Origin of the sequence: Streptomyces sp. NBC_01304, assembly GCF_035975855.1 — a bacterium.
Classification (GTDB): domain Bacteria; phylum Actinomycetota; class Actinomycetes; order Streptomycetales; family Streptomycetaceae; genus Streptomyces.
Genome location: NZ_CP109055.1, coordinates 2,698,837 through 2,711,731 on the forward strand (window position 1 = coordinate 2,698,837; position 12,895 = coordinate 2,711,731).

Here is a 12,895-nt window from a genome sequence, read left to right on the forward strand (position 1 = left end):
GGTTCACCGGTGTCGACCGGTTCATCGGTTGGGGCTGGTTCAGCGGTTTTCGGCGGCTCGCCGGTTCGGGGCGGCTCACAGGAACTCGATGTCGGTCAGGTAGCGGATGTAGCGGTCGAGCATCTCGGCGTCCACCGGCGGGATGTCGATGCCGCTGCCGTGCAGCGCCGCCTCCACGTTGTCGCGGGTGAAGTGGGGGAACGTCGCCTCCAGGTACATCTCCGCGACGCTCATCACGCCGGTGGAGTCGCGGTCGATGAACAGCGGCGCGAACGGCGTCATGGGGTGTCCGGGCTCCTCGACCGCGATGCGCACCACTTCGTCGAGCCATTCGTCCCAGCCGACCTCGCGGATCTCGTGGTCGTGGGCGCGCAGCCGCTCGGTGAGCAGGGAGACGTTCACCTTGCCGGGGTTGGTGAGGTGGTAGACCTCGCCCGTGGGCGGCTCGGCGCGGGCGGCGATGTGGGCGACCGCCGCCGCGAAGAGGTCCACCGGCGTGTAGTCCAGGGGGAGTTCGGCGACGGGCGCGGTGCCGGTGTCGACGATGAACTTCTTCATCGCGCACATCTCGGTCGCCGTGTTCCAGGCTCCGGTGGCCCGGTCGCCGGAGATGTCGGCGGCCCGGTAGATCGCGACCGGGAGGCCCGCCTTCGCGGCGTTCTGCAGGAGTGCCTCGGCGACCCACTTGCTCTCCACGTAGCCGACGGAGAGGTGGTCGGCGTGCGCCGCCGGGGTCTGCTCGGTGACGTGGTGGACGCCCGCGGTGCCGAAGCCGGAGATCACCGCCATGGTGGAGGTGTAGTGCACGGGCGCGTTGCGGTAGCGGGCGGCCATCCGGATGATCTCGCGGGTGCCCTCGACGTTGGCCGGGCGCATGTGGGAGTAGGGGTAGATGAAGTTGACGAGGCCGCCGGGGTGGTGGATCACGTCGACGAGGGCGGCGAGCGCGTCGAACTGCGGCTCGCTCAGGCCGAGTCGGGGCGCGGCCAGGTCGCCGGGGACGGCGACGATCCGGTCCCGGTACTCCCCCAGGTCGCCTTGGAGGTAGTGCCGGGCGTTGGCCGTCAGGCGGGCCCGTGCGTGGGCCGTGTCGTCGGCCCGGACCAGGCAGTGGACGGTGGCGTCGGTGGTGGTGAGCAGTTCCCGCAGGAGGTAGATCCCGAGGAAGCCGGTGGCTCCGGTGAGGAAGATGTGGGCCGGGCGCCGCCAGTTGGCGGGGTCGGCCGGGGCGGGTTCGACGGTGACGCCGAGTTCGGCCTCGGCGGTGAAGTCGACGCGCTTGGCGTCGTCGCCTTCGAGGGAGCCGGCCCGCGCCGACTCCACGGCGGCGCTGAACCCGCGCAGCGTCGCGTCCTGCAGCAGCAGCCGGATCAGCGGGCGGACCTGGGTGATCAGGACGCCGAGGGAGGCCCGGACCTTCGCGAGGAGTTCCGCGGCGAGGATCGAATTGCCGCCGAGGTCGAAGAAGTTGTCCTCCGGTGCGACCTGCTCCATGTCGAGGACCTGGCGCCACAGACCGGCCACGATCCGCTCGACCATGGTGCTGCCGCCCGCCTCGTCGGGCCCCTCGCTCCCGGATGCGGTGGGCTCGGGCTCCGGGAGGGCGGCCAGGTCGACCTTGCCGTGCGTCGTCAGGGGCAGCTCGGGCAGCAGGACGAAGGCGGCCGGGACCATGTAGTCGGGCAGGCGCTCGGCGACGTACGCCCTCAACTCCCGTATCGTCGGCGGAACTTCGTCGATGCGCGCGGCCGTGCAGTACGCGGCGATCGCCGTGTCACCGCCCCGGCCGTACGTCGTCACCGCGGCGTCCGCGATCAGGTCGTGCCCGGTGAGCGTGGCCTCGATCTCGGCCGGTTCGACGCGGAAGCCGCGCACCTTGAGCTGGCGGTCGGCCCGCCCGGCGATCTCCAGATTGCCGTCCCGCGTCCAGCCGCCGAGGTCGCCGGTGCGGTACATGCGGGCGCCGGGGCGCTCCGGGTCCGGCACGAACCGGCCGCGCTCGGCGTCCGGCGACAGATAGCCGAGGGCGACGCCGGAGCCGGCTATGTATATCTCGCCGCGCTCCCCGGCGGGCACGGGCCGCAGGTCCTCGCCGAGGACGTGGACGGTGGTGCCGGGCAGCGGGCGGCCGACGGGGGCCGGGCCGCTCGCGGGCAGCACCTGCTCGGTGATCTCCATGGTGGTGGAGGTGATGGTCGTCTCGGTCAGGCCGTAGGCGTTGACCAGGCGCGAGGCGGGCAGCAGGCGCAGGGCGGTACGGCAGTCCTCGGCGTGCACGGCGCTGCCGCCGACGATGGTGAGACGGACCGGCAACTCGGCGGGGGCCCGGTCGAGTTCGGCGAGGAACGCGCGCCAGTAGGAGGGGGTGAGGTCCATGACCGTGACCCCGCGTCCGGCCAGCTGTCCGGCGAGTTCGCTGGGGGCCCAGAGGCGGTCGGGGAGGATCAACGTCGCGCCGTTGAGCAGCGTGACGAGGGTCTGCTCGATGGCGGTGTCGAAGGTGATGGCCGCGAACTGCAGCACCCGGCCGCCGGGGCCGATCCCGTAGGACGTGTTGATCTCGGCGAGGAGGTGGGCAAGGGACGCGTGGCCGACGCGTACGCCCTTGGGGGTGCCGGTGGAGCCGGAGGTGTAGATGAGGTACGCGAGGTCGTCGGGCGAGTCGTCAAGTGGCTTAGGTGATCGGCCAGTTGGCGCACCGTCGCCCCCCACCGGAAGCGGCTCGGCCACTGGACCGGGCTCGATCACCGGCAGGCCGGCACCGACAGGTATCCGCTCCCGCCCCTCGGCCCCGGCGATGACGGCCGCGCACCCGGCCTCCGCGAGGAACCCCGCCAGGCGCTGCTCGGGTGCCCCGGGCTCCACCGGCAGATACGCCGCCCCCGCCTTGAACGTCGCGAGCATCGACACGATCAGATCGATGGAGCGCTCCAGGTGCACCAGCACCACCGAGCCCCGGCGCACCCCTGCGGCCCGCAGGCGGTGAGCCAACTGATCTGCTCGCGCGTCGAGTTCGGCGTACGTGATCCGCTGATCGCCCTGCTCCACCGCACTCGCGTCGGGCTGCTCCGCGGCGCGCAGGGCGAAGCTCTCGTGGACTGAGGTCTTCCCGTCGTTGGCCATGGGTCCTCTCGGGTCGTCTTGCTATGACCCGGCGAGGAAACCCTACCCCGGTAGGGTGTGTCAATGATCGTCGGCCACACTTCATCAGGTCGGCACGGGCCGCTCAACTCCCCGATCCGGTTGCCCCATCGGCCCGCGACAATGCCCCGGCGGCGGATTCCCGGCGGTTCGGCCGACACCGCCCGGCGCGCCCTTCCCCCTCACCCGCCTTACGGACGGCGGCATTTGGGGTCATCCGTCGACCTGGAAGGAGCCGGCAGAAAGCGCTTCCCCGGAACCTGCTCGAGGCCCTACCGTTCCCCCATGCCACCAGTCACTCTGCTAGTTGTCGGCGCCGGCGATCGCGGTACCGGGCACGCCCGTTGGGCCCTCGGCCATCCGGACCGCGCGAAGGTCATCGGCGTCGCCGAACCCCGCGAGGTGCGCCGGACGAGGCTCGTCGAGGAGCACGGCATCGAGCCGGCGAACGTGGTGGCCGACTGGAAGGAGTTCACCGCCCGCGGCAAGATCGCCGACGCCGTGCTGATCTGCACCCAGGACCGCCAACACGTGGAGCCCGCGGCGGCGTTCGCCGCCCTCGGCTACGACATCATGCTCGAGAAGCCGATGGCCCTGGACGAGGAGTCCTGCCGGGAGATCGTGAGCGCGGTGGAGCGCGCCGGGGTGCTGCTCGCCGTGGGGCATGTGCTGCGCTACACCCCGTACACCCGGGCACTCAAGGACATCGTCGACTCCGGGCGGATCGGCAAGGTCATGAGCGTCCAGCACCTGGAGCCGGTCGGCTTCTGGCATCAAGCGCATTCGTACGTACGCGGCAATTGGCGCCGCGCCGACGAGGCGACCTCGATGCTCATGGCCAAGTCCTGCCACGACCTGGACTGGCTGCAGTACGTCGTCGGGCAGCCGCCGTCCCGGGTCTCCAGCTTCGGCAGCCTCTCCCACTTCACCGCGGAGAACCGGCCGGCCGGGGCGGCCGACCGCTGTCTGGACTGCCCGTCCTCGGTGGAGGCGTCCTGCCCGTACTCGGCGAAGCGACTGTACGGCGGGAAGCTGGAGCGGCAGGAACTGCACTGGCCGCTGAGCGTGGTCGTCGACGAGTTCACGTCCGACGCACTCCAAGTCGCCCTGCGCGAGGGCCCGTACGGCCGGTGCGTGTACGCCTGCGACAACGACGTGGTCGACCACCAGGTGGTGAACATGGAGTTCGCCGACGGCGCGACGGCCTCCTTCACCATGACCGCCTTCGCCGAACTCGCGAATCGCAGCACGCGGATCTTCGGCACGCACGGGGAGCTGTCGGGGGACGGGGAGACCATCCGGGTCTACGACTTCGCGACGCGTACGGAGGAGGTCGTCGACCCCGATCCCGGAGGGGAGATGAGTGCGGCGGGCGGGCACGGTGGAGGTGACGCGGGGCTCATGGACGCGTTCGTCGAGGCCGTCGCGACGAAGTCTCCCGACGCCATCAGGTCGGGGCCCCGCGACTCCCTGGCCAGCCATCTCGCCGTGCTCGCGGCCGAGCGGGCCCGGATTTCCGGGACGGTCGAGGACGTCCCGAGCCTGAGCTGAGCACGACGAGCACGATCAGCACGACCAGCACGACGGCATGGCGAAGGGGCGGGCATCACTCGGTGCCCGCCCCCTCCTGGGCACGGCTCAACTCTTCGACCAGGCCCGCCCGTCCAGCGTCCAGTGCGAGTCCGGGACCCTGCCCAGCGAGGCGAAGACCTGGGCCGCGACGTCCTCGTGGTGCAGGGGGCGGTCGGGCGGGCCTGCGGCCATGTCCGGGCCCGCGCAGGCGATCCAGGCCGTTTCCTCCAGGTCGGAGCGGCCGCCGTGGCCGCCCTCGGGGCGGTGGCCGTGGTCGGTGACGACGATGATCGTCCAGTCCTCCGCCTCGTACGTCACCCGGTCGCGGACGGCCGCGACGAGCCGGCCGAGGCGGGCGTCGGCGCGTACGATCGCGTCCTTGTACTCCTGGCCGCAGCCAAGGACATGGCCGGTCTCGTCGACCGCGCCCAGGTAGACGAAGGCCGCCTCGGGGTGGTCCTCGGTGAGGACGCGTTCCGCGTCCGTGGTGATCAACTCGTCGGTGTCGTCCCAGGCTTCGGGGGTGTCGGCGGGCGCCGCGGCATAGCTCATGCGGGCGGGCTCGCGGAACATCGGGCCGCCGTTGTTGACCGTGAGGAGCGGCTGCCAGCCCGCGGCGACGTAGGTGTGGCGGGCGTCCTGCAGGTGCAGGCGGGTGGTGAAGTCGGGGAAGATCTGCAGGCGGTTGCCGGTGAAGTCGTTGGACCACACGGCGTGCTTGTCGACGCGTACGCCGGTGACGATCGTCGCCCAGCAGGGGCCCGACATGGTGGGGGTGCCCGGGTCGATGGTGACCGGGGCGAGGAAGCCGGCCGCCGCGATGGCGTCGAGGTGCGGGGTCGCGGCGGTGGCGAGGGTGTCCAGGCGTACGCCGTCGATGCCTACGACGAGCACGTGCCGGGAGCGGGTGGCTTCGGGCATGGGGGAGGTTCCGATCTGGCGCGGGGAAGGCGGCGGCGGGTCAGGCCGAGAGGTGCAGCGTGCTCGGGTCGACGCCGTGCCGGAACGGCAATCCCTCGGCATATCGGGCGAGTTCGTCGATCGCGGCGTCCGCGAGACGGTGCAGCTCGCCGCCGATGGAGCCCGCGAGATGCGGGGTGAGCAGCACGTTCGGCAGGGTGAACAGGGGCGAGTCGGCGGGCAGGATCTCCGGCTCGGTGTGGTCGAGCACGGCGTGCAGGCGGCCCGACTGGAGTTCCTTGGTGAGGGCTTCGGTGTCGACGAGGGAGCCGCGCGCGGTGTTGATGAGCGTGGCGCCGTCGGGCATCAGGGAGAGCCGGGCGGCATCGAACAGGTGCCGGGTGGCGGGGAGTTCGGGCGCGTGGATGCTGACGACGTCGCTGCGCAGGGCGAGCGCGTCCAGGCCTACCTGTTCGACGCCGAGTCCGGCGGCGTCGGCGGGCGTCAGCGTCGGGTCGTACATCAGGACCCGTACGTCGAACGGCTTGAGCAGTTCGACTACGCGCCGCCCGATCCGGGAGGCGCCGACCAGGCCGACGGTGCGGCGGTAGTTGCCGACGTCGGGGAAGCGGTCGAGGAGGTGCACCCGGCCGCGGGCCGCGCGGTAGGCGTGGGCGCCGTCCAGGACGCGCTTGTTGGCGAAGAGGATCGCGGCGAGCGTGTACTCGGCGACCGGCAGCGCGTTGGCCGCCGCGGCCGTGGTGACCTCGATGCCGCGCTGCCAGCAGGCGTCGGTGATGTGGTGCTTGACGCTGCCGGCCGAGTGCACGACGGCCTTCAGGCGCGGCATCCGGCGCAGGGCGGCCCGGTCGACGACGGGGCAGCCCCAGCCGGTGAGCAGGACTTCGGCCTCGTACAACTGCTTCTGCTGTACGTCGTCGACGGCGTCGAAGTCCGTGACGAGGAGCCCCGTGTCCACGTCGGCGAGTCGGGTGAGCCGGTGCAGTGGTCCGGTGCCGAACACCGCGTCCCTGGTCTCCTCGCTCATGGCGAGGACGGTGCGGGGGCGGGCGGCGGGGTTCCGGGTCACTTGACGGCTCCCGCGGTGAGGCCGGAGCGCCAGAAGCGCTGCAGGGAGAGGAAGGCCGCGATCAGCGGGACGACCGCGACCAGCGAGCCGATGATGACCAGGGGGTAGAGCTCGGGGTGCTGGTAGACGCTCTTCATCCAGGCGTACAGACCAAGGTTGACCGGGTACAGCTCCTCGTCGTTGAGCATCATCAGCGAGGTGTAGAAGTTGTTCCAGGACGCCGTGAAGGTGAAGAGGAAGACGGTCATGAAGCCTGGCGCGAGCATCGGCAGCGACACCTTGAGGAAGGTGCGCAGTTCGCCGGCGCCGTCCATGCGGGCCGCTTCCAGGACCTCGCCGGGAACGTATCCCTCGGAGAAGACCCGGGAGAGATAGACGCCGAACGGGTTGACCAGGGACGGCAGGAGCACCGCCCAGTAGGTGTTGACCAGGCCGACCTCGGAGGCGAGGAGGTACAGCGGCAGCGCGGTGACGGTCGACGGGACGAGGATGCCGAGCAGGACGACCGCGAACAGCTTCTCCTTGCCGCGGAAGTGGTACTTGGCGAAGGCGTAGCCGCAGGCCACGGAGATCAGCGTGGAGAGCAGGGTGCCGACGACCGTGTAGATGACGCTGTTGCCGAGCCAGCGCAGATAGATGCCGTCGTTGTAGGCGAACAGCTCGCTGAGGTTGTGGAAGAAGTCGAAGTCGCCGATGGCGAAGGGGTTGGTGGCGAAGAGGTCGCGGTAGCTCTTCGTCGATGCGATGACCAGCCAGGTCAGCGGCATCAGGGTGTAGAAGGCGAAGAAGATCAGTACGCCGTTGACGATGATCTTGGAGGTCAACTGGCGGGGGCGGCGCGGGCGTCGGGGCTTGATGACGGCCCGGGGTTCGGTGGCGGCCGGGGAATCCGTCTTGGCGGCTTCGGCGACGGGGGGCGCGGTGTGAGTGCTCATGATTCCTTCCACCGGTTGCCGATCTTGGTGACGACGAAGGACAGCACGCCCGCGATGAGCGCGAGGAGCAGCGAGGCCGCGGCGGCCAGGCCGTAGTCGTGGCCCATGAAGGCCGCCTTGTAGATGAACATCGTCGGCGACCAGTCCTCCCCCATCTCGGCGGCCCGCAGCTGGACGAGCTTGGGGGCGTCGAAGAGCTGGATGGCGCCGACGCAGGTGAACAGGACGGTGAGGACGACGGTCGAGCGGATCATCGGGATCTTGATGCGCAGTGCGGTACGCAGTGCTCCCGCGCCGTCGACCGTGGCGGCTTCGAGGGTCTCGCGCGGGATGGCCTGCAGACCCGCGTAGAAAATGATCATGTTGTAGCCGATCCACTGCCAGGCCGAGACGTTGATGACCGAGTAGAGGGCCTCGTCCTTGCCGAAGAAGTTCCAGTCGGAACCGAGGGTCGACAGGGTGTCGGTGATCGGGCTGAGACCTGGTGTGTAGAGGTACAGCCAGATCATCGAGCCGACCAGTCCGGGCACGGCGTGCGGCAGGTAGTACGCGATCTGGAAGAACCGCTTGGCGCGGGCGATCGCCGAGTCGACCAGGAGGGCGAGGGCCAGGGCTCCGCCGATCATGATCGGGATGTAGATCAGGCAGTAGATCGCGATGTTCCCGAAGGAGCGCAGGAACGCCTCGTCGGTGAGGGCCTCGGTGAAGTTGCCGAGCCCCGCGAACACCCTTTCCGTACCGCCGAATCCGAGGCCGGAGGACTCCTCGCGGTACAGGCTCATATAGGCCGCGTAGCCGATGGGCGCGAGGGTCACGGCGGCGAACAGGACGAAGAACGGGGCCATGAACAGGGTCGCGGCGCCCCGCTGGTTGCGGCGGGTGGAGCCGTTCGCGGCGGGCGCCGAGGTGCGGGGCGCGGCGGGCGATTTGGCGAGTGGTGCTGCCACCGGCTGTCTCCTTCGGTGGAGTTCGGGTGAGGCAGGTGCTGCGGGTGGTCGGAGGGCCCGGCGTTCCCCCACGGAAACCGGGCCCTCCAGCTGGTGCGGCGAGCTACTTCGCCAGCTTCAGACCGCGGTCGGTGATCGCCTTCGTGCCCTTGGCCTGGCCCTCGGTCAGCATCTTGCTGTGGTCAGCGCCGGCCGCGACCTGCGCGGAGACGACCGTCTGCTGGACCGGGCCCCAGGTCCAGCCGGGCACGATGGTGTCGGCGGCCGCACCGGCGATGGCGTACACGTCCTGGCCCTTGAAGTACGAGCCGTCGAACTCCTTGGCCGCGGCGGCGCGCATCTCCTCGTTGGCCGGCAGCGCGCTGCTGGGCGTCTTCGCGGCGTTGAGGCGGGCCGTCATGGACGCCGGGTCGGTGGTGACCCACTTGATGAACTCGGCCGCGGCCTCGGTGTTGTCGCTGCCCTTGGGCACGACGAACGAGGTGCCGCCGTACATGCCGGTGGCCGCCGTGCCGTCCCACGTCGGCAGCGGCGCGATGCCCCACTTGCCCTTCGCGTCGGGGTAGCCCACGGAGAAGCCGCCCGCGCTCCAGGAGGCGCCGATGATGGTGGCGACCTTGCCGCCGGCCCGCTCCTTCGCCTCGCCCTCGCCCCACAGCGGGGTCTTGGAGGCGAGTCCGTCCTTGAGCAGGTCGTCCCAGTAGGTGGCGACCTTCTTGGACGCCGCGTCCTCCATGTCGACCTTCCAGGCGTCGCCCGCGGTGCCGTACCACTTGGCGCCGGCCTGCCAGGCCAGGCCCGCGAGGAGGGCCGGGTCGCCGCCGCCGAAGTTGGTGATCTTCACCTTGGAGTCGGACTTGTTGATCTTCTCGGCGGCCTTGCGGTACTCGTCCCAGGTCTTGGGGACCTCCACGCCGGCCTTCTTGAAGATGTCCTTGCGGTAGTAGAGCTGGATCGGCGTGACGTCGAAGGGGACGGCCCAGGTCTTGCCGCCCAGGTTGACCATCGACTGGATGTTCTCCGGGAACTTCTCCTTGACGAAGTCACCGGCGTCCGGACTCAGGTCCTCGAGGTTGCCCTCGCTCGCGTACTCGGGGAGCGCGGAGTAGTCCATCGTCGCGACGTCGGGGGCGTTCTCGCCCTTGACCGCGTTCGAGAGCTTGGTGACGCCCTCCGGGCCGGCCGGGATCAGCGAGAACTTCACCTTGATGTTCTTGTGCGTCTTGTTGAAGGCCTCGGCCGCCTCCTTGGCACCGCTGGTCGCGGACCAGTAGGTGACGGTCACCGGCTTGCCGTCGGATCCGGCCTTGCCGGAGCCCTCGTCGTCCCCGCCACAGGCGGTGGCGAAGAGAGCCAGCGAGGCGATCGACGCGGTGAGGGCTATGCGGGAGGTACGGGCGGTACGGGAAGTGCGCGGCATGGCACGGCTCCTACGGGACCTCGAACTGCGGCAGACAACTGCCTTGTTGCAGCTGCGGAAGAAGAGGTGAACGGGAGCCATCATTTGCGCCAGACCGATCACAGGTCAAGACCGAATGAACACTTCAATCAAAACGATCGGGACACGATCGATTCCATTGATCGGCCCACCGTGGGGCCCAGGTGATGCCAGAGGCACCTGCGGTGTGACTACTCACCGCTGCGGGTGAGCCGTGTCCGCACCGCGCTTACCTGCGGCGATGCCTGGAAAGGCAGCGCGTGCATCACCCAACCACCGGCCATGGAGGCCACCTTGCGCCGCACCGCCACCGCCCTCGCCACCGCGCTCACAGCGGTCGCCCTGACCACCCTGACCGGCGCTTCTCCCCCGGTCCCGGCCTCTCCCCCGACCCCAACCGCACGGGCGGCCGCCCTGCCGGGATTCATCTGTTTCTGGCCCGAACCCGGCGAGACGGGGCAGGGCGGAGGCTGGTGCTACGACCCGGGCCGGGGCGGCTACAACGAGCCGGAGCAGCGCATCCGCCGGCATGCCAAGTCGTTCTCGAACCAGACCCAGCAGCAGGCCTACGCCTTGCACTTTCCCTCGAGCGGCCCCTGCCTGAAGCGGAGGATCTACAGCGGCGACTACTCCGAGAACTGGGAGTGGTGGGACAAGTTCGACGCGATCGACACCAACGATCACAGCGACTGCCAGCCGGGATGACGCCCGCACCGCCGCACCGCGCCGCCCTGTCCGCAGCGGCCGTCCTGCTGGCCGTCCTCGGGAGTCTGGCGGGCTGCGCTTCGCCCCGGGAACCAACCGTGTCACTGAGCCCGGACGACACCCTCAAGGCCGCCCAACTCGTCCTCACCGACCGGTGCTTGACCCGGCAGGGCCTCACCCCGCCCCGCCCCGGCAAGACACCTCCCCGCGGAGCCGAGGGCCGCCGCGTGGACCACGCGCTGTTCGGCACGGGGCGGGCGGAGCTGCAGCTGAAGCTGCCCAGCGGCCATGTCGTCGGGCAGCACACCGACGGCTGCCTCGCGGCCGCGCAGGAGCGGCTGTACGGGGATCAGAGGGGCTGGTTCCAGGCCTCGACCACGGTCAACAACCTCAAGTCCAGGGCGCCGCGGCAGGACCGCGCCGCCTACCGCGAGCTGCGTGCGCACGCCCTCGCGCAAGCCACCGCCATCCTCACGCGAGAACTCCGTGAACCCGAAGAAAGGCACCGCACATGAAGCACCCCCTCGCCCTGTTCGCCGCCGTCCTGCTGGCCGCCGGCGCCACCCTCGCCACGGCCTCGCCCGCACCGGCGGCGGAGTGTCCGAGCGGCAACTTCTGCGCCTGGACCGACGCCAACTTCGGCGGCCAGCGCATGAACGCCTCGGGCGACGACGAATGGTGGGAGAGCTGGATCGCCGACGCGGACTCGTCCTGGGCCAACCACGGAATCTCCGGGCCCGGCGTCAAGGACCACGTCATCGTCCACGAGGACGCCGTCCAGTGGCCCTCGGACGGCGGCGCCGCCACGATCTGTCTCACCCCCGGCCAGGAGGTCGGCTACAACGGCGTCGCCAACGACCGCGGCGACTCCCACACCTGGGCCATGGGCTGCTAGGGCGCGCGTCGGAAGTCCCTCCTGCCCCGCGACGCCTGGCACGCGCCCCCAAGCTCTCCGAGCAGGGGGGACCCCCTCTCGCCGCAGGGCCCGCCCTCCGGGCGGACGGAGGGACTTCCGACACACGCCCCAGGCCCTACTCCCCGAGGGGCTGTCCGCACGACGCCCTGACCCGCAACTCCGGCAACAGATCGATGTGTTGACGCGGCGCGGGCACCGCACCGGTGTCCGCGCCGCCCGCGCGCTCCGCGAGCCGCGTGAGCAGCAGCTCCGCCGCCCGCGCCCCGACCTCCCGCTTGGCGGGGGCCATCGCGGTCAGCGGCAGGTCGGCGAGGCCCGCCACCTCGTCGTCGTACGCCACGATCGCCAGGTCCTCCGGCACCTTGATGCCGCGCGCCCGCAGCCGCGGAAGCAGCACGATCGCGTCGGAGTCGCTGTGCACGACGACGCCCGTGACGCCCTGCTCGACGAGCGAGCAGAGGTATTCCAGGGTCCGGTCGAACCGGTCGCCCTCGCTCGACGAGGGCTTGGCGTCCAGGGGTGAGGGCGGCGCCGCTTCGAGGCCGAGCGCCTCCAGGGCGGCGGCGTAACCGAATCTCAAGTGCCGTGCGGTGGGCGAGACTTGGACCGCGAGACCGATCCTGCGATGCCCGAGCGAGGCGAGGTGACGTACCGCCTCGGCGGCGCCGTACGCGTGGTCGGAGCGCACCCGGTCGAGCCCGGCCGCCGGGTGCCCGAGCGGGGCCCAGCGCTCCATGAGCACGGTCGGCACCCCGATGTCGGCGACCCACTCGCCCTCGCCCGCCTCCGGTGCGCCCTCGTCCCAGGTCGGGGTGAGCAGCAGGCCGTCCACGCCGGAGGCGACGAGGCGTTCGGCCTGGGCGACGTCCTCGCCGGGCAGGTAGTTGGAGATCCCTATGGTCAGCTTCGCGCCGTGCGCCTCGACGACCTCCCGGGCGCCGCGCACGACCTCCGGGTAGTAGTAGTTGTTCGTCGGTACGACCAGGCCGATGACCAGGCCCTCCGCCTCCGTGCCCGCAGCGCTCGGCGCCTCCGCCTCGCCGCCGGGCCAGATCACCGCACCGTGCATGCGCCGCACCCGGCCCTGCGCGGCCAGCGCCTCTACGTCCCTGCGCAGCGTCACCGGGGAGACCCCGAGCGCCTCGGCGAGCTCGGCGACCCGGACGCTGCCGCGCTCGCGGACGAGTTCGAGCACGCGCTCATGACGCTGGTCCACATGGAGCCGCATGGCTTCTCCCTGTCGCTGACTGC

The 12,895-nt window shown here is 70.7% G+C and carries 11 protein-coding genes; 4 read left to right on the forward strand and 7 right to left on the reverse strand.

The features are described from left to right. Positions 1-75: 75 nt before the first annotated feature. Entirely contained in the window at positions 76-3,123 is a 3,048-nt protein-coding gene (locus OG430_RS11785) for an amino acid adenylation domain-containing protein (RefSeq protein WP_327352412.1), read from the reverse strand. Between the two features lie 303 nt (positions 3,124-3,426). On the opposite strand from OG430_RS11785, the gene OG430_RS11790 reads away from it, so the two are divergent. After that, the gene (locus tag OG430_RS11790; RefSeq protein WP_327352413.1) at positions 3,427-4,692 is read left to right on the forward strand and encodes a Gfo/Idh/MocA family protein; all 1,266 of its coding nucleotides are present in this window, start codon (positions 3,427-3,429) and stop codon (positions 4,690-4,692) included. An 87-nt stretch (positions 4,693-4,779) separates the two neighbouring features. Here OG430_RS11790 and OG430_RS11795 read toward each other — a convergent pair whose 3' ends face one another. The 5 genes from OG430_RS11795 to OG430_RS11815 all read right to left on the reverse strand — a co-directional run bounded on the left by OG430_RS11795 (position 4,780) and on the right by OG430_RS11815 (position 10,005). Next, a complete protein-coding gene (locus tag OG430_RS11795) occupies positions 4,780-5,634 on the reverse strand; it encodes an alkaline phosphatase family protein (protein WP_327352414.1) in 855 nt (284 codons plus the stop codon). 40 nt (positions 5,635-5,674) lie between these two features. Next, a complete protein-coding gene (locus OG430_RS11800) occupies positions 5,675-6,661 on the reverse strand; it encodes a hydroxyacid dehydrogenase (protein ID WP_327359052.1) in 987 nt (328 codons plus the stop codon). A gap of 38 nt (positions 6,662-6,699) precedes the next feature. Next, positions 6,700-7,638: a carbohydrate ABC transporter permease gene (locus OG430_RS11805; protein ID WP_327352415.1), complete on the reverse strand. Its 939-nt coding sequence runs from the start codon at positions 7,636-7,638 to the stop codon at positions 6,700-6,702. After that, positions 7,635-8,585: a carbohydrate ABC transporter permease gene (locus tag OG430_RS11810; protein ID WP_442816476.1), complete on the reverse strand. Its 951-nt coding sequence runs from the start codon at positions 8,583-8,585 to the stop codon at positions 7,635-7,637. The genes OG430_RS11805 and OG430_RS11810 overlap by 4 nt, the downstream gene beginning before the upstream one ends. A 103-nt stretch (positions 8,586-8,688) precedes the next feature. After that, positions 8,689-10,005, reverse strand: a complete 1,317-nt coding sequence (locus OG430_RS11815) for an ABC transporter substrate-binding protein (RefSeq protein ID WP_327352416.1) — start codon at positions 10,003-10,005, stop codon at positions 8,689-8,691. Between the two features lie 300 nt (positions 10,006-10,305). On the opposite strand from OG430_RS11815, the gene OG430_RS11820 reads away from it, so the two are divergent. Genes OG430_RS11820 through OG430_RS11830 form a run of 3 tightly spaced genes read left to right on the forward strand, consistent with a single transcriptional unit; the run spans position 10,306 to position 11,623 of the window. Beyond that, complete coding sequence (locus tag OG430_RS11820) at positions 10,306-10,728, forward strand: hypothetical protein (RefSeq protein ID WP_327352417.1); 423 nt, start codon at positions 10,306-10,308, stop codon at positions 10,726-10,728. After that, complete coding sequence (locus OG430_RS11825) at positions 10,725-11,243, forward strand: hypothetical protein (RefSeq protein WP_327352418.1); 519 nt, start codon at positions 10,725-10,727, stop codon at positions 11,241-11,243. The genes OG430_RS11820 and OG430_RS11825 overlap by 4 nt, the downstream gene beginning before the upstream one ends. After that, positions 11,240-11,623, forward strand: coding sequence for a peptidase inhibitor family I36 protein (locus OG430_RS11830; protein WP_327352419.1), 384 nt, complete (start codon positions 11,240-11,242; stop codon positions 11,621-11,623). Before OG430_RS11825 ends, OG430_RS11830 begins: the two co-directional genes overlap by 4 nt. A gap of 136 nt (positions 11,624-11,759) precedes the next feature. On the opposite strand, the gene OG430_RS11835 is transcribed toward OG430_RS11830, so the two are convergent. Further along, positions 11,760-12,872, reverse strand: a complete 1,113-nt coding sequence (locus tag OG430_RS11835) for a substrate-binding domain-containing protein (protein WP_327352420.1) — start codon at positions 12,870-12,872, stop codon at positions 11,760-11,762. Between the last annotated feature and the right edge of the window lie 23 nt (positions 12,873-12,895).